The 20,912-nt window shown below is 44.5% G+C and carries 19 protein-coding genes, 1 tRNA gene and 1 riboswitch; of the genes, 13 read left to right on the top strand and 7 right to left on the bottom strand.

Going from position 1 to position 20,912, the window contains the following annotated elements; all coding sequences use genetic code 11:
* The 4 genes from rsxC to A1QO_RS15865 all read right to left on the bottom strand — a co-directional run.
* The coding region (rsxC, locus tag A1QO_RS15880) for an electron transport complex subunit RsxC (protein ID WP_017040950.1) at window positions 1–1,861 on the bottom strand (1,861 nt) is incomplete at its 3' end.
* Window positions 1,862–1,863: 2 nt separating this feature from the next.
* Entirely contained in the window at window positions 1,864–2,454 is a 591-nt protein-coding gene (gene rsxB / locus A1QO_RS15875) for an electron transport complex subunit RsxB (RefSeq protein WP_017040949.1), read from the bottom strand.
* A complete protein-coding gene (gene rsxA / locus A1QO_RS15870) occupies window positions 2,454–3,035 on the bottom strand; it encodes an electron transport complex subunit RsxA (RefSeq protein ID WP_017034298.1) in 582 nt (193 codons plus the stop codon). The genes rsxB and rsxA overlap by 1 nt, the downstream gene beginning before the upstream one ends.
* A gap of 253 nt (window positions 3,036–3,288) precedes the next feature.
* Window positions 3,289–3,364 (bottom strand) — tRNA-Asn (locus A1QO_RS15865).
* Window positions 3,365–3,933: 569 nt separating this feature from the next.
* On the opposite strand from A1QO_RS15865, the gene uvrB reads away from it, so the two are divergent.
* From uvrB to luxU, 3 genes are all read left to right on the top strand, one after another.
* Complete coding sequence (gene uvrB, locus A1QO_RS15860) at window positions 3,934–5,964, top strand: excinuclease ABC subunit UvrB (RefSeq protein ID WP_017040948.1); 2,031 nt, start codon at window positions 3,934–3,936, stop codon at window positions 5,962–5,964.
* Between the two features lie 275 nt (window positions 5,965–6,239).
* On the top strand, window positions 6,240–7,628 hold the full coding sequence (gene luxO, locus A1QO_RS15855; protein WP_017034301.1) for a quorum-sensing sigma-54 dependent transcriptional regulator LuxO: 1,389 nt from the start codon (window positions 6,240–6,242) through the stop codon (window positions 7,626–7,628).
* 2 nt (window positions 7,629–7,630) lie between these two features.
* Window positions 7,631–7,972, top strand: a complete 342-nt coding sequence (gene luxU / locus A1QO_RS15850; RefSeq protein ID WP_017034302.1) for a quorum-sensing phosphorelay protein LuxU — start codon at window positions 7,631–7,633, stop codon at window positions 7,970–7,972.
* Between the two features lie 74 nt (window positions 7,973–8,046).
* Here luxU and A1QO_RS15845 read toward each other — a convergent pair whose 3' ends face one another.
* Entirely contained in the window at window positions 8,047–8,937 is an 891-nt protein-coding gene (locus A1QO_RS15845; protein WP_017034303.1) for a YvcK family protein, read from the bottom strand.
* 250 nt (window positions 8,938–9,187) lie between these two features.
* Window positions 9,188–9,332: riboswitch (molybdenum cofactor riboswitch) on the top strand.
* Between A1QO_RS15845 and moaA the strand changes: the two genes are divergently transcribed.
* The 10 genes from moaA to udp all read left to right on the top strand — a co-directional run bounded on the left by moaA (window position 9,321) and on the right by udp (window position 18,121).
* Window positions 9,321–10,310 (top strand): GTP 3',8-cyclase MoaA, encoded by a 990-nt coding sequence (gene moaA, locus A1QO_RS15840; protein ID WP_017038702.1) that lies wholly within the window; start codon window positions 9,321–9,323, stop codon window positions 10,308–10,310. (Overlaps the previous riboswitch by 12 nt.)
* 77 nt (window positions 10,311–10,387) lie before the next feature.
* Window positions 10,388–10,900: a molybdenum cofactor biosynthesis protein B gene (gene moaB, locus A1QO_RS15835; RefSeq protein WP_017034305.1), complete on the top strand. Its 513-nt coding sequence runs from the start codon at window positions 10,388–10,390 to the stop codon at window positions 10,898–10,900.
* A gap of 15 nt (window positions 10,901–10,915) precedes the next feature.
* Entirely contained in the window at window positions 10,916–11,395 is a 480-nt protein-coding gene (gene moaC / locus A1QO_RS15830) for a cyclic pyranopterin monophosphate synthase MoaC (RefSeq protein WP_017034306.1), read from the top strand.
* A complete protein-coding gene (moaD, locus tag A1QO_RS15825) occupies window positions 11,392–11,637 on the top strand; it encodes a molybdopterin synthase sulfur carrier subunit (RefSeq protein ID WP_017038703.1) in 246 nt (81 codons plus the stop codon). The genes moaC and moaD overlap by 4 nt, the downstream gene beginning before the upstream one ends.
* A 1-nt stretch (window position 11,638) precedes the next feature.
* Window positions 11,639–12,100 carry a molybdopterin synthase catalytic subunit MoaE gene (gene moaE, locus A1QO_RS15820; protein WP_017040947.1) on the top strand — a complete coding sequence of 154 codons (462 nt, stop codon included), beginning with the start codon at window positions 11,639–11,641 and terminating at the stop codon, window positions 12,098–12,100.
* A gap of 227 nt (window positions 12,101–12,327) precedes the next feature.
* Window positions 12,328–12,543 (top strand): nitrate/nitrite transporter NrtS, encoded by a 216-nt coding sequence (gene nrtS / locus A1QO_RS15815; RefSeq protein ID WP_017034309.1) that lies wholly within the window; start codon window positions 12,328–12,330, stop codon window positions 12,541–12,543.
* 162 nt (window positions 12,544–12,705) lie between these two features.
* Entirely contained in the window at window positions 12,706–13,122 is a 417-nt protein-coding gene (locus tag A1QO_RS15810) for a CBS domain-containing protein (RefSeq protein ID WP_017034310.1), read from the top strand.
* A 76-nt stretch (window positions 13,123–13,198) separates the two neighbouring features.
* Window positions 13,199–14,662 (top strand): MATE family efflux transporter, encoded by a 1,464-nt coding sequence (locus A1QO_RS15805; RefSeq protein WP_017034311.1) that lies wholly within the window; start codon window positions 13,199–13,201, stop codon window positions 14,660–14,662.
* 83 nt (window positions 14,663–14,745) lie between these two features.
* Window positions 14,746–17,085 carry a zinc/cadmium/mercury/lead-transporting ATPase gene (locus tag A1QO_RS15800; protein WP_017040946.1) on the top strand — a complete coding sequence of 780 codons (2,340 nt, stop codon included), beginning with the start codon at window positions 14,746–14,748 and terminating at the stop codon, window positions 17,083–17,085.
* 277 nt (window positions 17,086–17,362) lie between these two features.
* Window positions 17,363–18,121 (top strand): uridine phosphorylase, encoded by a 759-nt coding sequence (gene udp, locus A1QO_RS15795; protein WP_017038707.1) that lies wholly within the window; start codon window positions 17,363–17,365, stop codon window positions 18,119–18,121.
* 259 nt (window positions 18,122–18,380) lie between these two features.
* Here udp and A1QO_RS15790 read toward each other — a convergent pair whose 3' ends face one another.
* Together A1QO_RS15790 and metG are read right to left on the bottom strand one after the other, a co-directional pair.
* Window positions 18,381–19,205 (bottom strand): hypothetical protein, encoded by an 825-nt coding sequence (locus A1QO_RS15790; protein ID WP_017040945.1) that lies wholly within the window; start codon window positions 19,203–19,205, stop codon window positions 18,381–18,383.
* A 293-nt stretch (window positions 19,206–19,498) separates the two neighbouring features.
* Window positions 19,499–20,912, bottom strand: a 1,414-nt coding sequence (metG, locus tag A1QO_RS15785; RefSeq protein ID WP_017040944.1) for a methionine--tRNA ligase, incomplete at its 5' end; no start/stop codon positions are given.

Raw genomic sequence — 20,912 nt, 5'->3', positions numbered from 1 at the left:
GCGTTACTTGATCTTCTGGCTCAGACGTTGTCGGAGCTTCGGCTTGTTGTGCTTTGCGTGCTTTGGCTCTCTCGATAGCCGCAGCGACAGCCGCTTTTTTCGGATCGGTTTCTGCCTGCGTGGGTTGCTGATCTGAAGTCTGCTCTAACGCTTTTCGTTCACGAGCGAGTTTCTTACGTTCCGCTCTAAGACGGGTCATTTCGGTATTGTCGGGTTCACTTGATTTCTGCGCTTCAGCTTGTTTTGCTTTCGCTCGTGCAATGGCAGCGGCGACGGCTGGCTTAACGACTTTTTCGGCACCCGGCTGAGCGGTTTGAGTTTGTTCTTTTTGCGCTTTTACTCGAGCAATAGCCGCGGCTATCGCATCGTCACCGCCTGATTTTTTCATTTCGCTTCGACGGCTATCCGCGGCTTTCTTAAACTTGTTTTCTCGCTCAGCTTTTGCTCTTTCTAAGCGTTCTTTTCTTTCTTCAAATCTCTGACGTGCTCGTTCCGCAGCCTGAGCTTCTTCTTTTCTGGTTTTTATTTCAGCTTTGGCTTGACGATAGTATTGAACGAGAGGGATTTGACTTGGGCAAACATAAGCGCAAGCACCACATTCGATACAATCTTTTAGGTTAAGCTCGGTACACTTATCGTATTCCTCCGCCTTGGCATACCATTGCAATTGTTGAGGAAGCAGAGCAGAAGGGCATACTTCGGCGCATTGCCCGCAACGAATACATTCCATCTCATACTGGCTGTGAGGTAATTCTCTCGTGCCCGGGGCCAGAATACAGTTACTGGTTTTAGTGATAGGCACCAAGGCGCTTGGTAAAGTAAACCCCATCATGGGGCCACCCATGATAAGACGCGGTGCTTTTTTTGCTGCTTTATAGCCAAACTGCTGGAGTAGAGATTCGATCGGGGTGCCAATTAAGGCCCAAACGTTTCTTGGTTGTGGGAATTGATTACCCGTCAACGTAACTATTCTTTGGATCAGTGGCTCGCCATCACACACGGCGCGCTTGATTGCATACATCGAAGCGACGTTTTGCACCAGCATTCCGATATCCGCTGGAATGCCATTGTTAGGCACTTCTTGATTGGTCAGCAATTTAATCAGCTGTTTTTCACCACCAGAAGGGAATTTGGTGGGAATGACGCGAATGACAATGTCTTTGTCTTTCGCTGCATTTTCCATCGCTTGAATGGCTTCTGGCTTATTATCTTCAATGGCGATAATGGTGAGTTTTGGCTTGAGTATGTGCTCTACAATATCGATGCCAGTCATGATTTCTTCTGCGTAATGGCGCATTATAACGTCATCGGCGGTGATGTAAGGCTCACATTCAGCGGCGTTGATGATTAAGAAATCGGTCTTGGAGAGCCCGGACTGTATTTTCTTTGCTGTTGGAAAACCTGCGCCACCCATCCCTGATATTCCTGCAAGGCGAATATGTTCAAGTAGAGTTTCAGAAGAAGCGCTTTGAAAGTCCTCAATACTGTTTTTTTCTATCCATTGTTCTTTACCATCCGGGGAAATCACAATGCACGGCTCACTGAGCCCTGATGGGTGGTTCGTGATTCTTGGTTCGATGGCGGTAATGACACCCGAAGTCGGAGAATGAATAGGAAGCATCATGGTTGTGTTGTACTTGGTTAATGCTTGACCTTTCAATACCGTGTCGCCACTTTTGACGATGAGATCACCAGGCTTGCCGATATGCTGTTTAATCGGCAGTACAATCTCTTGTGGAACGTCGGCGTTTACCGGAAAGCTCTGATTAGATTGGCTTTTGTTGTCTTGTGGATGTATACCGCCATGGAATTGCCACAATGAGCCGGTTTTTATCTGTTCGATTAAGGAAAGTGTGCTCATATCTATCTCACTTCGTCTTGCTTTTTGTGAGAAACAGAATCGCTAATATCGAGAACGGGAATCGAGTTCATTTGCCATTTCCAATTTTCAGTCGTTTGGGCTACAGGGATCATTTCAATGCAATCTGTAGGGCAAGGGGCCACGCATAAATCACAACCAGTACACTCATCTTTGATGACAGTATGTAAAGCTTTCGTCCCGCCAACGATGGCGTCAACAGGGCACGCTTGGATACATTTGGTGCAGCCAATACACATATCTTCGTGAATAAAGGCCACGGTTTTGACGGCGTCATTCAGGTCGTGTGCTGATTCTTCTACTTCTACGCCCATTAAGTTAGCAAGATTCTCAATAGTCGCCTGGCCACCAGGTGGACATTTGTTTATTTTATCGCCATTGGCAATGGCTTCAGCATAAGGGCGGCAACCAGGGTAACCACATTGACCACACTGAGTTTGAGGAAGAAGTTCATCGATTTGATCGACAATCGGATCCGCTTCAACCTTAAATTTGATAGAGGCGAATCCGAGTATCGCTCCAAATACAGCGGCTAGAGCGACAACGGCGATGATGGCAATTGCAATCGTGATCATTACATTTTCACCAAACCAGTAAAGCCCATAAAGGCGAGCGACATTAACCCTGCAGTAATCATGGCAATGGATGCACCTTTAAACGGGCCAGGTACATCCGCGGCTGCAATTCGTTCTCTCATTGAAGCAAAAAGGATCAGGACGAGTGAAAATCCAGCCGCCGCCCCAAAACCATAGATGATAGATTCGATAAAGTTATGGTTTTCGATAATGTTGAGCAGAGCAACCCCTAATACCGCACAGTTGGTTGTAATCAGCGGCAAAAAGATCCCTAGCAGTCGATACAGCGTAGGGCTGGTTTTGTGCACCACCATTTCCGTGAATTGGACAACCACGGCGATGACTAAAATGAAGCTCATTGTCCGCAGGTATTCGATACCAAGCGGAGCCAGCAAATAGTTTTCGACCAGGTACGAGCAAACCGACGCAAGTGTTAGCACAAACGTGGTTGCTAAACCCATGCCTATTGCGGTTTCCAGTTTTTTTGATACGCCCATAAATGGACATAGCCCGAGAAACTTTACCAGTACAAAATTGTTCACCAGCACAGTGCCAATCAACAATAAAAAATATTCGGTCATAATTGTATTTATTTGAAATTCCGATCCCAATATTATCGTGCTTTGCCAAGCTAATAACAACTCACGAACAGTAAGGTTTTACTGATTTAGAGTAAATAATTGAATAAATAGCGTGTCTGTTTTTTTTTGCGGCGATAAAACGCCCTATTAGAAGGTACTTAGCGTCAAACCGATAAGATTTAACTGGGCATGAGAAATTGATTCGGAAAACAGAAATGGAAAAGGCCCAGTCAAAAGACTGGGCCTTAAAATTTGGCTCCCCCTGCAAGACTTGAACTTGCGACATACGGATTAACAGTCCGCCGTTCTACCAACTGAACTAAGGGGGAATTGCTGTAAAGCGGGGCGAATTTTAACGAGAGAATTTTAGGCTGTCAACTATTTGGAAACAGAAAATAGTGAATATATTTTGTAGAAATTCACTTTACTTTCTCTTATGCCTTATCGCTATTGGGCTGCATTTACTTATCCACTAAATTTGTGGATAAGTGTGTGAATTACTCGGTAGAACTGGGTTTTACTGAATAAATAGAGTTAAGATTCTAATTCGATCAGGGTGTGAAGTGTAAAATAATTTATTGTAACTTAAGGATTAATGGGAAGTTCTGAGTGTTTGATTGAAAATTTTTTGAGAATGTAGAGAAGGGTAAATTGTTCACGTTGCACTAAATTGGGGAAATCTTGTGAATAAAAATGAGTGTTTTTTTACGGGGATGACGGTGTAGGGCGAAAGATAATACCAAAAGGAAAATGGATTATCCAGTCTAAATACGGTGTGTGCTCTCTTTTTATCATGATTAAAAGAAATCTTTTAGACGAGTCTTAAATATAAATATTGCAGGTGTATATACATACAGCGACAATGGTGGGAGTGAGAGTCTAATGTCATGGAGAGAAGATGAGTAAAGTGTTCAATTTAAAGTCTGATTATCAGCCGTCAGGCGATCAACCCACTGCAATTAAAAAGCTGCTCGAGGGTTTGGATTCAGGTTTAGCTCATCAAACATTGTTGGGGGTAACGGGATCGGGCAAAACCTTTACACTAGCGAATGTGATTGCTGAATCACAGCGGCCTGCGATTTTACTCGCTCCTAATAAAACATTGGCTGCGCAGCTTTACGGAGAAATGAAGTCGTTTTTCCCCAATAACTCCGTCGAGTATTTTGTTTCCTATTACGACTATTACCAGCCCGAAGCATATGTACCAACGACAGATACTTTTATAGAAAAAGACTCCTCTATCAATGCACATATCGAGCAGATGCGTTTGTCTGCCACCAAAGCACTACTTGAACGTAAAGACGCCATTATTATTGCTTCCGTTTCTGCCATTTATGGTTTGGGTGATCCTGCCTCTTATTTGAAGATGATGTTACATATCTGCCGTGGCGATGTGATGAACCAACGAGATATCTTACGTCGTTTGGCAGAGCTTCAATATTCTCGCAATGATGTTGCCTTTGAGCGCGGTCAATTTCGAGTTCGTGGTGAAGTCATTGATGTTTTCCCTGCGGAGTCAGAGCAAGATGCAGTGAGAATAGAGATGTTCGACGATGAAATCGATTGTATCAGTGTGTTTGACCCTCTTACTGGTGTCGTGAAGCAGAGAGATCTACCCCGCTATACTATTTACCCTAAAACTCACTACGTGACACCGAGAGAACGTATTCTTGATGCCATTGAGCATATAAAGAAAGACTTGAAAGAACGTCAGACGTATCTACTTGAGAACAATAAACTTCTAGAAGAGCAAAGGATCAGTCAGCGTACCCAATTTGATCTTGAAATGATGAATGAGCTTGGCTTTTGCTCTGGTATTGAAAACTACTCTCGTTACTTGAGTGGCCGGAAAGAGGGTGAGCCGCCACCGACGTTATTTGATTACTTACCTGAAGATGGTGTTCTGATTATCGATGAATCGCATGTGACCGTGCCTCAGATTGGGGCAATGTTTAAAGGAGATAGATCGAGAAAAGAAACCCTCGTTGAATTTGGATTTAGGCTACCTTCAGCTCTGGATAATCGTCCGCTAAAGTTTGAAGAATTTGAATCTCTCGCGCCACAAACCATTTTTGTTTCAGCCACACCGGGTAACTACGAATTGGAGAAGTCAGCCAATGATATTGCTGATCAAGTGGTTAGGCCGACCGGTCTGCTTGATCCACAGATTGAGGTGCGTCCTGTCGCGACACAAGTGGATGACCTTTTATCTGAAATTAGAATTCGGTCTAAGAAAGATGAACGTGTATTGGTCACGACATTGACAAAAAGAATGGCTGAAGACTTGACGGAATACCTAACCGAACATGGTGTTAAAGTCCGTTATTTACACTCAGATATTGATACGGTAGAACGAGTTGAAATAATACGGGATCTACGCTTAGGCGAGTTTGACGTGTTAGTGGGTATTAACTTACTCCGTGAAGGTTTGGATATGCCGGAAGTTTCGCTGGTGGCCATACTTGACGCCGATAAAGAAGGGTTCTTACGTTCAGAGCGATCGCTCATACAGACGATAGGCCGTGCGGCCCGAAATTTAGAAGGTCGAGCGATTTTATATGGCGACTCGATAACTAAATCGATGAAAAAAGCGATCGATGAAACCAGCCGCCGTCGTGAAAAACAGCAAGCGTATAACCTTGAGAAGGGGATCACTCCTCAAGCATTGAAGCGCAGCGTTAAAGACATTATGGAAATCGGCGACATCGCTAAGTTAAAGAAGAAGAAAACAAGTAAGCAAGTGCCATTATCTCAAGTGGCAGAGCCGTCATTGGCTTACAACACCTTAACGCCGCAAGAGCTGGATAAAGAGATTAAGAGAATGGAAGCGCAGATGTATCAACATGCGCAAGATTTGGAGTTTGAGCTAGCAGCGGCTAAGCGCGATGATATCGAGAAGTTGCGTCAGCAGTTCATCGCCAATAGTTAGAAAACAAACAAAAGAAAGTCGATAATAACAAGCCAATTGAGCATGACTTTATTGGCTTTGTTTTTTATAGGGTTTTTACACACCGAGATTTTTATAAATCCGCTTAGAGTGTCTTCTATCGTTGTCATTTGATTATGATTCGTGAGGTCAACATTCATTCGCGATGTAGCACACAAAAACAGCCTTTCGATGCTATATTAATGATGCCTTATGTTTGCAAAATGCAATTCGTAATGCAATTATCTAGAAAAATGCAAATAACTAATGGCTAGGTTATGCAGCAACTGTCAGATGTACATAAATCTAAATATCTATTGATGGTAGAGGATACCGCGTCGGTCGCGGCTCTGTATCGATCTTACCTCACCCCGCTAGGTATAGACATTAATATTGTCGGAACCGGGCGTGATGCGCTTGATAGCTTAAAAAATCGAACGCCCGACCTTATCTTGCTTGATTTACGACTGCCAGATATGACTGGGATGGACGTCCTTGAAAGTGCGAAGCAAATTCACCCAGACGTGCCTGTTATTTTTATGACAGCCCATGGATCTATCGATACCGCTGTTGAAGCCATGCGTTTGGGCGCTCAGGACTTTCTTATTAAGCCTTGTGAAGCGGATCGTCTGCGTGTCACGGTGAATAATGCTATTCGTAAGGCGAGTAAGCTTAAAAACAAAGATGACTACCCTGGTAATCAAAACTACCAAGGTTTCATTGGCAGCAGCCACATGATGCAATCGGTCTACCGCACGATTGACTCAGCCGCTACCAGTAAAGCCAGTATATTCATTACCGGAGAAAGTGGTACCGGTAAAGAAGTCTGCGCCGAAGCGATTCATGCGGCCAGCAAGCGTGGTGATAAACCCTTTATTGCAATTAACTGTGCGGCTATCCCTAAAGATCTGATTGAGAGTGAGCTGTTTGGTCACGTAAAAGGCGCGTTTACTGGCGCGGCGACCGATAGGCAGGGGGCCGCAGAGCTCGCTGACGGAGGGACTCTGTTTCTCGACGAGTTATGTGAAATGGACCTCGATTTACAAACCAAATTACTGCGCTTTATTCAAACGGGGACGTTTCAAAAAGTAGGCTCGTCTAAAATGAAAAGTGTGGATGTTCGCTTTGTGTGTGCAACCAACCGAGATCCTTGGAAAGAAGTCCAAGAAGGGCGATTTAGAGAAGATCTCTACTACCGTCTCTATGTTATCCCGCTTCATTTACCGCCTTTGCGTGAGCGTGGGGAAGACGTGATAGAGATTGCTTATTCATTATTAGGTTTTATGTCGAACGAAGAGGGTAAGGGGTTTGTGCGCTTATCCCCTGATGTGGTGGAGTGTTTCAATCGTTTTGAATGGCCTGGAAACGTAAGACAATTACAAAACGTATTACGCAATGTCGTGGTCCTTAACAACGGTAAAGAAATTACATTGAGTATGCTCCCACCGCCGCTCAATATGCCGGTGGATAATCAAATCAGAATGCAGCCAAGTGTTAAAGAACAAGCGTCGGTGCATGATATTTTCCCACTATGGCAAACGGAAAAGGCCGCAATAGAACAGGCCATTGAAGCCTGTGAGGGAAATATTCCTCGGGCCGCAGGATATCTTGATGTTAGCCCATCAACTATCTATCGAAAACTACAAGCATGGAACAATGTGAAATAGTGATGGACGTACTAAATAAAATAAAAGTAGAGCGACTTTCCAACGAAATTGGGCCTGAAAATGTGCCTGTATTACTGGATATTTTTCTTGATGAGTTGAGTTTGTATGCTGAAACGTTACTCAGTAAAAAAGGCCCAGACAAAGTCGCCTACCTCAAAGAGATAAGCCATGCGTTGAAAAGCAGTGCGGCAAGTTTTGGCGCCGATCGTTTGTGTCAGTTATCCATCGATATTGATATGAAAATAAAAACGGGCCAAGGGCTTGACCCGCAGAGTGATTCGACGGCAATGGTCAGCGTTCTTGAGCTAACAAGAGACGTGTATCAAGCGTTAGTGACCAAGTAGTGAGTGACAAAGTACCTAGCCCTAAAATAGAGTGGCCGAATAGCCAATAGCCAATAGCCAATAGCCAATAGCGACTAGCTACCGAGTAATTGTTCAATGGCTGCTTGCAGTTTGCTTCTATCGTGTCGCCAATCGCGATTTGGAGAAGCCAGCTCGGTGGTTAAACAATGCCATTCCTGGTCTATTTCTGGGTGTGGCGTATCGCCGAGGACTACGTCAATTTTACGGCCTTGGCAGGCTCGTTCACACCATTCTAGCTTTTGCTTTAAACTCATGCGTCCTGCAGGGCCAAACTCAGGGGATAAATTCTCAACAAAAACCACAGTGGCATTGGTGTTCGTCGAAATGGCTTTACCGATTTCAGGCAACAGTAGTGGCGGCATAATGCTAGTCAAAAAGCTGCCTGGCCCCAGAATGATACAATCCGCTTCCTCTATGGCGGTGACCCCTTCTTTTGTCGCGGGCACTTCTGGAGACAAATCCAATCGCATTAAATCATCGGTCATTTCATCGACATTCGTTTCCCCGGTCACCCATTTCCCCTCCATGGATAATGCGGTAAGGTCAGAGGGATGCTCTGACATGGGTACGATATTGACATCAACTTTTAGCATGTTTCGGATCAGTTGAATGGCTTCAAAAGGTCGAACGGATAGATTATCCAATGCCGTCAACATTAAATTGCCCAAGTTATGCCCATCCAGTTCCCCTGCGCCCTTAAAGCGATACTCAAACATCATTGAGCTTATTGATGGGTCGGTTATCAACTGATTAATACAGTTTCGCGTGTCCCCCCATGCAATACCACCTTGGCAATGGCGTATACGCCCTGTTGAACCACCATTGTCAGTGGTTGTCACAATCCCTGTTGCATTTGAACCAAAATCTTTCAGTGCCGCAAGCATACGACCTAAACCGTGACCGCCGCCGATGGCGACCACTTTTTTTGATGAGTATAAAGTCATGACATTCTTCTTTTCGTTGAGGCGTTATGGTTTTTTGTTAAGGTGTTACTGCTTTTTTCCGTCGCCTTTTTAATGACAATATTAAGTGAAGTCAGTGTATTTGTACTAATTTAGTGTCATTAACGTGTGTTAACTACTTAAAAGTGGGTATTTTTTGTTACGGGCATGGTTTTTTGACTGCAAGAGTGGAATCGTAACAAAATATTCAGTATTTTATAGCCTAGCTACCAGTAAGCCCTCATGGTTTATTTGGTTGCCATAACTCCGAGCTCATTAAGCTAAGTTCACCATATCGGTAAGGATAAGCGTAATGAGACAGTGGCTGTATGCCACCAGGGCTAAATTAGAAATGATTTGGCCTCCCGTATTTGGAAAGGTGTTCCGTGGCGAAACAATTCGAAGATCAATTCAACCGAAAGTTTTATTACTTGCGGCTGTCTGTTACAGATGTCTGTAACTTTAAATGTACCTATTGTCTGCCTGATGGATATAAGCCTTCAGGGCAGAAAAACTCGTCTTTTTTATCGGTACCTGAAGTAAAACGTGTCGTCTCTGCATTTGCTGAATGTGGGACCTCTAAAGTGCGTATTACTGGCGGTGAACCGAGCCTACGTAAAGACTTTCAAGATATTATCCATACCGTGTCATCAACTCGTGGGATTGAAAAAGTCGCGACGACGACCAACGGTTATCGTATGGAGAAACACGTTGAATCATGGCAACAAGCCGGGTTGACTCATATCAATGTGAGTGTGGATAGCTTAGACCCGCGTATGTTTCATCAAATAACCGGTGAGAATAAGTTTTCTCAGGTGATGGCTGGAATTGATCGCGCTTTTGAAGTGGGCTATTCACAGGTTAAGGTGAACGTGGTTTTGATGAAAGATCTCAACGCTCATGAATTACCGAGTTTCCTGAACTGGATAAAAGACAGACCCATTCAACTGCGTTTTATAGAACTGATGCAAACCGGTGAAATGGATGATCTGTTTCAGCGTCATCATGTATCAGGTGTCGCTATTCGAAATCAGTTGATTGCTAATGGGTGGATCTTGAAAGTTCGTGAAGTCAACGACGGCCCCGCTCAGGTATTTGTTCATCCAGACTATCTCGGGGAAATAGGGCTTATCATGCCCTATGAAAAAAGCTTCTGTGACAGCTGTAATCGACTGCGAGTATCGTCAGTTGGGAAGTTACACATGTGTCTTTTTGGCGATCATGGCGTTGAATTGAGAGATTTGCTCGAGAGCGATTCACAGAAACAAGGTTTGATCAGCCGAATTTCAGAGCAGCTACAAAATAAATCACAAAGCCACTATTTGCATGATGGCAACTCAGGGATTACGCCTCATTTAGCATCCATCGGTGGCTAGTCAGTCTTTGGCCGTTTGCATCGGTCGGGAACTAACCAGATAGGCATATCAATACAACTTTAAACATAGGTGAACAAATGGGTCACGCAGAAAGCAAATTTCAGGCAGCAAACATTGCGGTTTTAACCGTATCGGATACTCGCACAGAAGAAAATGACACATCAGGTGGATACTTAGCAGAGCAGGCCAAAGACGCTGGGCACAATGTCGTGGATAAAAAAATCGTTATTGATGATATGTATAAAATTCGTGCCATTGTCTCTCAGTGGATAGCCGATGAAACGGTTCAAGCCGTTATGATTACCGGTGGTACAGGTTTTACTTCACGAGACAGTACACCAGAAGCCCTCGTTCCTCTATTTGATAAGCAAGTGGAAGGTTTCGGTGAATTATTCCGCACCGTGTCCTATGAAGAAATTGGTACTTCAACCATTCAGTCTCGTGCTATCGCGGGTTTTGCTAACCATACCGTTATTTTTGCTATGCCAGGTTCGACAGGCGCGTGCCGCACGGCTTGGACTAAAATCATTAAACAGCAGCTTGATGCAAGCCATCGCCCGTGTAACTTCATGCCACATTTGTCGGTATAAAGGCAGGAGCCAACAATGACTGAGTTAACTCACATTAACGCTTCAGGTGAAGCCAATATGGTTGATGTTTCTGCGAAAGCTGAAACGGTAAGAGAAGCAAGAGCTGAAGCTTACGTTTCGATGGCACCAGAAACACTTAATTTGATTGTTTCTGGGCAGCACCACAAAGGTGATGTATTTGCAACGGCGCGTATCGCGGGCATCCAAGCGGCAAAGAAAACCTGGGATTTGATTCCTCTTTGTCATCCACTGTTATTGTCAAAAGTGGAAGTACAGTTAGAGGCGATTGAATCGGAGAGCAAAGTCCGTATCGAATCTGTATGTAAATTAGCGGGTAAAACCGGTGTTGAAATGGAAGCACTCACAGCGGCTTCTGTTGCGGCATTAACTATTTATGATATGTGCAAAGCGGTTCAAAAAGACATTGTCATTGAACATGTTCGTTTACTCGAGAAAACCGGTGGTAAATCAGGGCACTTCAAGGTGGAATCATGATTAAAGTTCTCTTTTTTGCACAAACCCGCGAGTTGGTGGGCGTTGACCATTTAGACCTGGCTGGGGATTTTGACACGGTAGAACAAGTGCGTGCTCACCTTGCTCAGCAAGAGGGAAAATGGGACATGGCTTTAGAGCAAGGTAAATTATTAGCCGCAGTGAACCAATCTATTGTGCCTCTCGATTCGACGATTTCAGATGGCGATGAAGTGGCCTTTTTTCCTCCGGTCACTGGGGGCTAATATGGATAATCGTATTAGTGTGCAACAGACGGACTTCTCGGTTGCTGATGAATATGAAAAGTTATCTCAAGGAACGGAGTCTGGCGCGGTGGTTACCTTCATTGGTAAAGTGCGTGATATGAATTTAGGGGATAACGTGACTGGGTTGTCCCTTGAGCATTACCCAGGGATGACAGAAAAAGCACTCAGCGAAATTTGTGATAAAGCGGAGGAGCGTTGGCCTCTGTTGGCGCTAAGTGTGATTCACCGAGTTGGTGATTTGGATATTGGCGATCAGATCGTCTTTGTTGGGGTTTCTAGCGCACATAGAGGTGCGGCGTTTGAAGCGTGTGAATTCATCATGGATTACTTAAAAACTAAAGCCCCATTTTGGAAAAAAGAAAGAACTACTCAGACGACTCGCTGGGTCGAGTCGAGAGACTCAGACGCGCAAGCCGCTTTGAGGTGGGAAGATAAACAGTAGCTCTATTGATTGACTATTCTTCATTCGGATTCATGCAAAAGGCTAACTTAGGTTGGCCTTTTATGATCTTGTTGCCAGGGTTTGGCATGATTCTTCTCCCATAATGAAAATTTTTTGCCATACTAAAACAGGTAAAAATAAAATAGTTCTTAACCTGCCGTCGCTCAGCTAGGTGCAAGGAGCAAGGGTTAGGAAACAATCAACATAAAGCAGAGGAGCGTCACTGCGTGGTCAATAGCAAAGTCATAAAGCGAGCGCTCTATATTGCACTCATTGTTGGAACGCTTTTAAATGTTATCAATCAGTATGATGCTTTTTTTCATGGTTCAACAATACACTGGATAAAAGCTGCGTTGACTTATTGTGTCCCTTTTGGTGTTTCTCTGATCAGCAGCATCATTACAATGAAAGACATGGCTCAAGAACAAGAAAAGAGTTTGTGAGCGATAGAGTGACAATCGAGGCCGTATAGGGGCTGGAGCACTTTCTATAGAACTTATAGATAAAAACTATTGTAATAATAGGTGAAATTGATTTAGTAAAATCATGAAATTAGACAACAATTACCTTATACGCAATAAAAGTTGTCGCTTAAGGAGTAGACGATGGAATCACAAAGAGTAAAAGATTACATGACCCTTCAGGCTGTTACCTTTACACCTGATATGTCGTTGAGTGTGGCTTTACAGAAAGTAATGAAGTGCACGCACCTTGGTGGCCCAGTTATTGATTCAGAAGAGAGGGTCATTGGTTTCCTGTCTGAGCAGGATCTGCTCGATAAATTGGTTAAGGTCAGTTATTTCTGTCAAGACACACATTTAGTAAGTGACTGCATGCACAAAGAAGTGCTCTCGGTGTCTCCAGAAACCACGATCATCGAAATGGCCGATAAAATGAAAGTAGGCAAGCCTAAAGTCTACCCTGTGATTGATAATGGGAAATTGGTGGGCATAATTAGTCGACGTGATGTCTTGCGAGCAATCGGAAAAAGCATTGATGATTGCTTTAAGCATCCGGTGTGATAGTTTGTCTCAGTCTATGATTAAGTAACAAAATGTAAGGCGCATAATGCGCCTTTGTTGTTTTAAGGGAGATAGAATGTCAGATCAGAGCGCTAAATTTGTCACCGGTTCAACCATGAGACATATCTTAGTGATGTCAGGAGCAGGATCCGTGGGTTTGATGGCGCTGTTCGTGGTTGATCTTCTCGACATGCTGTTTATCAGTATGCTTGGTCAAGTCGAACTCGCCGCTGCGGTTGGCTTTGCGGGCAGTTTAGTGTTTTTTTCTACTTCAATATCCATTGGTACGTCGATTGCTATGGGGGCTTTGGTCTCTAAAGCGATTGGTTCTAAACAGCGTCAATACGCACGTCAACTCAGTGCCTCCATTCTGACGACTGCATTTATCATCAGCTCAATTATTTCAGCGCTGATGTTCATTTATATCCCCGAGCTATTAAGCTTGATTGGGGCTAAAGGAGTCGCCGCTGAAAGGGCGCAAGCTTACTTGCAAATAATCATTCCAAGTGGCCCTGTTATAGCCTTAGCGATGGCAGCAGGGGCAGGATTAAGAGCTGCGGGTGATGCAAAACGTTCGATGTGGGCAACGCTTTCTGGCGGAATTGTTAATGCGATCTTAGATCCCTTATTTATTTTTGGGTTTGGGTGGAATATTGAAGGGGCAGCGATCGCGTCGGTGGTTGCCCGATTTACCGTTTTGTATTTTTCACTATACCCACTCATCAAGGTGCATGACTTGGTTGGTAAGCCATCGGTTTCTGATTTGCAGAGAACGCTTAAAGTCATTTTAGCCATTGCTATCCCCGCGATCATTACCAATATTGCCACGCCCGTTGGTAACGCGATAGTGACGACGTTTATTGCTCAGTTTGGTGAGAACTATGTGGCGGGTTATGCGGTTATTGGCCGATTGATCCCCGTATGTTTTGCGGTGATTTTCGCGCTTTCTGGGGCGGTTGGTCCCATTGTCGGGCAAAATTTTGGGGCAGAACGTTTTGACCGAGTAAAAGAAACCTTAAACAATTCATTGATTGTGACCACCACGTATACCTTATTGGTTTGCCTGATTTTGTATTTTATCCAAGACTTCATTGTTATTGCTTTCAGCTTAGAAGGCGACGCTGAGATTATTGTAGCTGCCTTCTGTACTTATATCGCCATTAGCTTTGTCTTCAATGGGACACTATTTGTGGCGAACACATCGTTTAATAATCTGGGTAAACCGCTGTACTCGACGGCTCTGAATTTAGGTAAAGCGACGATAGGGACACTGCCTTTTGTCTATATTGGTGCACAATGGTTTGGCGCGTTAGGGGTACTTTATGGACAAGCTGTGGGTACCGTTGTCTTTGGCCTTATTGCCGTTTATATGTTGAAAAAGCACATCGCTGGCATGATGCAAGGGCAAGATGTCGATAAAGAAACGGTGGCTTATGCGACGGTCAATTCACAACCATTTTGCTCGCATGATGCGGTTCTTATTGATGATCCTGTTGTTGAAAAGGAGATGATGGATGCCCTTAAGAAGAAAGAACAATAATGCTAAAAAGTGAAATAAACCTTTGACCTTGGAGTCGACTCAAAGGTTTATACTCTTTATGAACATGATAAGGAGAAAACACTATGTGTACAAAACATCACGCGTGTCGTTCAAGCAAGGTCGGGTCAGTTACGGCCTCAAAAGGTTCTTGCTCAAGCCCCAAGATGACTTCCATTAAGATGGCAAGCGTCTCAACATCCGATACGGGCTGCTGCAGTTCTGACGAATGTGAGAGCGGTTCAGGTCCAAACGATGAGGAAAGTGAGTCCAGTCAGTTTACATCAGACCCATTAACCCAGAGTTGGAAAGTCGAAGGGATGGATTGCCCGTCCTGCGCAAGAAAAGTAGAAAAAGCGGTCAATAAGCTGGAAGGCATTTTGGAATCCAAGGTCTTATTTGCCACTGAAAAACTGGTCGTAAGATTTAGTGATCCCGACGTGGTGAGTCATATTGAGCGGGCGGTTATTCTCGCAGGATTTACGCTCTCTTTACCAACAAGCCCATCAAAAGTAGAAAGCCCTAGCGGTTGGCTGCCCATCATCAAACAAAATTCAACAATACTTTTGATCGCGCTTGCGATGCTAGTAGCGGCTTCAATCAAGCCGATGATGCCTTTTGTGAGTGAGTGGCTATTTATCCTAACTTGCTTAACGGGTTTGTATCCAATAGGAAAAAAAGCATTCAACTTGGCGCAGTCTGGTACTCCGTTTTCCATTGAAACCTTGATGAGTGTCGCGGCTATTGGGGCACTGTATCTTGGTGAGACGGTTGAAGCGGCCATGGTGCTGCTTTTATTCTTGGTTGGCGAGCGATTAGAGGCGTTTGCTGCATCCCGAGCACGCAGCGGTGTTCAAGCATTAATGGCGCTTGTGCCAGAAACGGCGGTTAAAATTATTGATGGTGAACGAGTTGACGTCGCCGCAACTGAGCTGGATCCCGGTGATGTGATTGAAGTCTCCCCTGGGGCTAGATTGCCTGCCGATGGGATACTTCATGATGCATCCGCAAGTTTTGATGAAAGCGCATTGACCGGAGAATCGATTCCTGTCGAGCGTTACCAAGGTGCTGCCGTGATGGCTGGGGCGCTCGTCGTAGACAGAGTGGTGCGCTTCACTATCACCTCTAAACAAGGTGAAAACGCCATTGATCGGATTTTGCATTTAATTGAAGAAGCGGAATCTCGCAAAGCACCATTGGAGCGTTTTTTAGATAAATTCAGCCGATGGTATACGCCTTTGATGATGGTGGTTGCCTTAGCGGTGATTACACTGCCTCCTTTACTATTTTCCCAACCTTGGGAAACGTGGGTCTACCGAGGACTGGCTTTACTCCTTATCGCTTGCCCGTGCGCATTAGTGATTTCTACTCCAGCTGCGATTACCTCTGGTTTGGCAGCAGCGGCGCGTCGCGGTGCGTTGATTAAAGGCGGCGCGGCGCTCGAACAGCTGGGTAAAGTTCAAACGGTCGCGTTTGATAAAACCGGGACGTTGACGAAAGGAAAACCCGAGGTCACCAACATTATTGCCCTGAATGGCTGGCAGGAGACACCGCTATTAGAGGTAGTCGGGGCTATTGAAATGGGATCAAGCCACCCATTGGCGGTTTCATTAGTCAATCGCGCAAAACAACTCGGTGTAGCGTTGCCAGAAGCGACCGAAAAACAGACCTTGGTAGGCAGTGGTGTTAGAGGAAATGTCGCGGGTGAACAGTACCAAGTGAGCGCCCCGGGTAAGCTAGATATTGATCTTGATGAGGAGATCATGAGCACGGTTGAAGCCTTAGAGAGCGAAGGGAAAACGGTGGTCGTGACTCTAAACACCTCGTCAAACACGGAGACAGCGAGCTGTATTGGCATTATCGCCTGGCAAGATACATTACGAGAGGACGCGAGGCAGGCGGTCAATGCCCTTAACTCGTTAGGTATTAATTCAATTATGCTCACTGGTGATAACCCTCGTAGCGCCCTCGCCATCAGTGCGATGATTGGTATCGATTATAAAGCGAGCTTACTTCCGAAAGATAAAGTGGGTTATGTTGAAAAGCTTTCACAGACCCATCATGTTGCCATGGTCGGGGACGGTATCAATGATGCTCCAGCCATGAAAGCCGCCAGTATCGGTATTGCTATGGGAGGAGGAACCGATGTTGCTTTAGAAACGGCGGATGCTGCGATTACTCATAATCGTTTGGTGGAGTTGCCGAGTATGATTGAGTTATCCAGAGCAACTCTAAATAATATTAGGCAAAACGTGATATTGGCGCTGGGTTTAAAATCGATATTTTTGGTGACGAGTTTACTTGGCATTACCGGTCTTTGGGTTGCGGTGCTAGCCGACAGCGGAGCAACCGCTTTAGTGACACTCAATGCATTGCGTTTGCTAAAGTTTAAGCCATCTAATGGGATAGATTCTCAGCCATCTTGACGTTGTTTTTGTCCTTGAAATACGAATGCCCACTTTTCTAATTAGTGGGCATTTTTATGTGCAATCAATGCAATAAAGACAACTTAAAGTGTGATGCAAACCGTTTTTCTGTGAAATATCACACGATCAATCATCTTTTGGTGTGAAATTGATCACTCTTTGTTGAGGTTAGGTTCGTTACAGTTGCGGGGTGATTAATTTAATAACTTTACCAACTAAACTACAGTGTAGTTATGCGTTGAATGAATAGCTGAACAAGCTGCAAAAGGAGTGACATATGTCTCAAGCCGTTTTCCACTTAGGTATTACAGAAGCTGATTTAAATGGTGCAACACTTGCTATCATCCCAGGTGACCCTGCGCGTGTACAAAAAATTGCTGAAGAAATGGACAACCCAGTCTTTCTAGCAAGTCATCGCGAATATACGCTTTATCGTGCCGAGTTAGATGGAAAACCGGTTGTCGTTTGTTCAACAGGTATTGGTGGCCCATCAACCTCTATCGCAGTCGAAGAGCTCGCACAGCTTGGTGTACGTACGTTCTTGCGCGTTGGTACTACTGGTGCTATTCAACCGCATGTGAATGTTGGAGACATGATTGTATCGACTGGCTCAGTTCGCCTTGACGGTGCTAGCTTACACTTTGCACCAATGGAGTTCCCAGCGGTTGCAGATTTTGATGTCGCGACGGCAATGAAAGCGGCTGTTGAAGAATCCGGTGCGACGGTTCATATGGGTGTGACTGCTTCAAGCGATACTTTCTACCCAGGACAAGAGCGTTACGATACGTTCTCTGGACGTGTAGTGAAGCGTTTCCAAGGCTCTATGCAAGAGTGGCAAGATATGGGCGTACTGAACTTTGAGATGGAATCTGCAACACTACTGACCATGTGTGCAAGCTCTGGTCTAAAAGCAGGTTGTGTCGCGGGTGTTATCATCAACCGTACTCAAAAAGAAATTCCAGATCATGCCACACTAAAAGAAACCGAAGCGCGTTCTATTAAGGTTGTGGTTGCAGCAGCACGTAAGATGCTCTAAATAATATTTCATTACAGTAATACATCTAAAACCACCGATCCTAAATCGGTGGTTTTTTTTATTTTAAAGAGGCTAACATTTAAAGAAACTAAAAATGGCATAGAACATCGCTTTGGTCGCGGATAACGTAAAGTAGAAAACGTCATCAGACTTACGAATAGATAAAGATCCCAACCATGAGTTTGATTGGGATCTTGACTTCATCTTAGGATAACTGTTGTGTCAGCTATGGAATGAATTTGATGGCACTATTATCCATCTACTGACATTCCTGCGACGCTTCTAATGTGGGAAGTGGTAAATAGATACCTTCTGTTAGTTCAGACAAAATATGGTCATACACGCTGGTGATGCTCACGGATATTTCACTGGTTAATGCATATAGCTGATCTGCTGACAGCAGATATTTGGGATTGTCGGTCATCTCTTCCAATTGGTGTATGGCACGGTGACTTGCTTGAGAAGCCATCGAATATGGGCTGATTATGGACAGTTGGTTCAGTTTTCGGCACATGGCGGTGCAACGATATTGGGTACGTAGAATCCCCGCTTGTGTATCCATGTCTTGTATCGATATTCTCAACTGAGTGAGTGCTTCCATCGAGTCGATGACTTGCTGCCATTTTACATGATATTGGTGCCTCAAATCCTCTCTGCCTGATTCAGCAAGCCATGCCATCGCTATCTCATCCATCAAGTACATACAATGCCTCATGGCTGCACCGTGGATTACTTGGTTTCGAGCGACGGTTCTTTCGTGCCAATCTTTTCCGAGACCAGTCAGCCTCATTTGTAGGATTCGGTAATCCGGTTTGTTATTGAAATGGGCAATGGAAATCAAATGATTGGTTTGCTTTAAAATCTCTTGGTTAAGTGGTTCAAGAATATTCTTGGGATCAGTAGTGTAGATCAATGCCGAATGCGTAGCACTGCGGTATTTTCTGCATAAGATCAGTAGCTGCCTTAATGTGATGATGAGTTGGTATTTACGTTGGAAGGCGGATCCACGCTGTTTTGATGAGTGGAGTAATGTGGCGAATACGCCAAAAGTAATGAATGAAATAATGGTGATAAAAATAAGCATAACGACTCCTTTAGAGATATACCTAAAGTGAGTATTCCAAGTTCTATGCCACTTTTAAATTTCATTAAAAACAATATCTTAGATATATTTCATTCTGTTGGTGTGTGCATTGTTGGTGCAGGGGAGCCCAAATAAGGGAGAAGTCGAATATAAAAAACGCCCACAGTACTAAGACTATGAGCGTTCTGATGTGCTTATTGACTTGCTTACATACCTAACTAACGATCTGATTATGTTGTCAAATCAGCCAAATCAGCCAAGTCAAGTCCGGTCATGGCGACGGACAGTCGTCATTACAGGACACGCATACCTGGCTGTGCGCCTTCGTGTGGCTCAAGAATCCACAGATCGCTACCACCAGGGCCCGCGGCTAGGATCATGCCTTCTGACATACCAAACTTCATCTTACGAGGTTTTAGGTTTGCGACCATTACGGTGAGCTTGCCTTCTAGCTCTTCAGGTTTGTATGCTGACTTGATGCCAGAGAATACTTGGCGAGTCTCACCACCGATGTCCAGTTGGAACTTCAGTAGCTTGTTCGCTTTTGGCACTTCTTCACAAGAGATGATACGAGCAATACGCATATCAACCGCTGCAAACGCATCAAACTCAATCTCGTCGGCGATTGGATCTTTGTCGAGTTCCGTTTGGCTTGCTTGCTCTTTTTCAGCTTCTGCTTTTTCTTTCGCTGCTGCTTCAGCGGCTGCATCTTCTTTTGACGATTCAACCATGGCTTCCACTTTCTTAGAGTCAATGCGGCTAAACAGCGCCTTGAATTTCGTAATTTCATGGTCAGTTAACGGAGTAGCCACACCTTCCCATGTTAGCTCTTCGTTTAGGAAAGCTTCAGTGCGAGCGGCTAGTTCTGGCATGACAGGTTTTAGGTAAGCCATTAGAACGCGGAAAAGGTTGATACCAACAGAAGAGACTTCTTGAAGCTCTTGCTCTTTGCCTTCTTCTTTGGCTAAAACCCAAGGGGCTTTTTCGTCAATATACTGGTTAGCTTTGTCAGCAAGTGCGGTGATCTCACGGATAGCACGGCTAAACTCACGCGTTTCGTAGAGCTCACCGATACGCTCAGCAGCTGCAGCAAATTCGTTGTAAAGCTCAGGCTCTGCAAATTCAGTAGATAGCTTGCCTTCAAAACGCTTAGTAATGAAGCCCGCGTTACGAGAAGCTAGGTTAACAATCTTGTTTACTACGTCAGCGTTTACACGTTGAGTGAAGTCTTCAAGGTTCAAATCAAGGTCATCGATGCGGCTGTTTAGTTTCGCCGCGTAGTAGTAACGTAAGCACTCAGGGTCTAGGTGATTTAGGTACGTACTTGCTTTGATGAATGTGCCTTTCGACTTAGACATCTTCGCACCATTTACCGTAACGTAACCGTGTACAAATACGTTGTTTGGCTTACGGAAACCTGCCCCGTCTAGCATTGCAGGCCAGAATAGGCTGTGGAAATAAACGATATCTTTACCAATGAAGTGGTAAAGCTCTGTCGAGCTGTCTTTTTTCCAGTATTCGTCAAAATCGAGGTCGTCGCGCTTATCACATAGGTTTTTGAATGAACCCATGTAACCAATCGGTGCATCAAGCCAGACGTAGAAGAACTTGTCTTTTTCGCCTGGGATTTCAAAACCGAAGTAAGGGGCATCGCGTGAGATATCCCACTGCTGAAGACCCGATTCAAACCATTCCTGCATTTTGTTG

It is taken from the genome of Vibrio genomosp. F10 str. ZF-129 (assembly GCF_000287055.2).
GTDB lineage: Bacteria > Pseudomonadota > Gammaproteobacteria > Enterobacterales > Vibrionaceae > Vibrio.
Note: the sequence above shows the minus strand (reverse complement) of the source record. Positions and strands in the feature narration are given on the sequence as shown.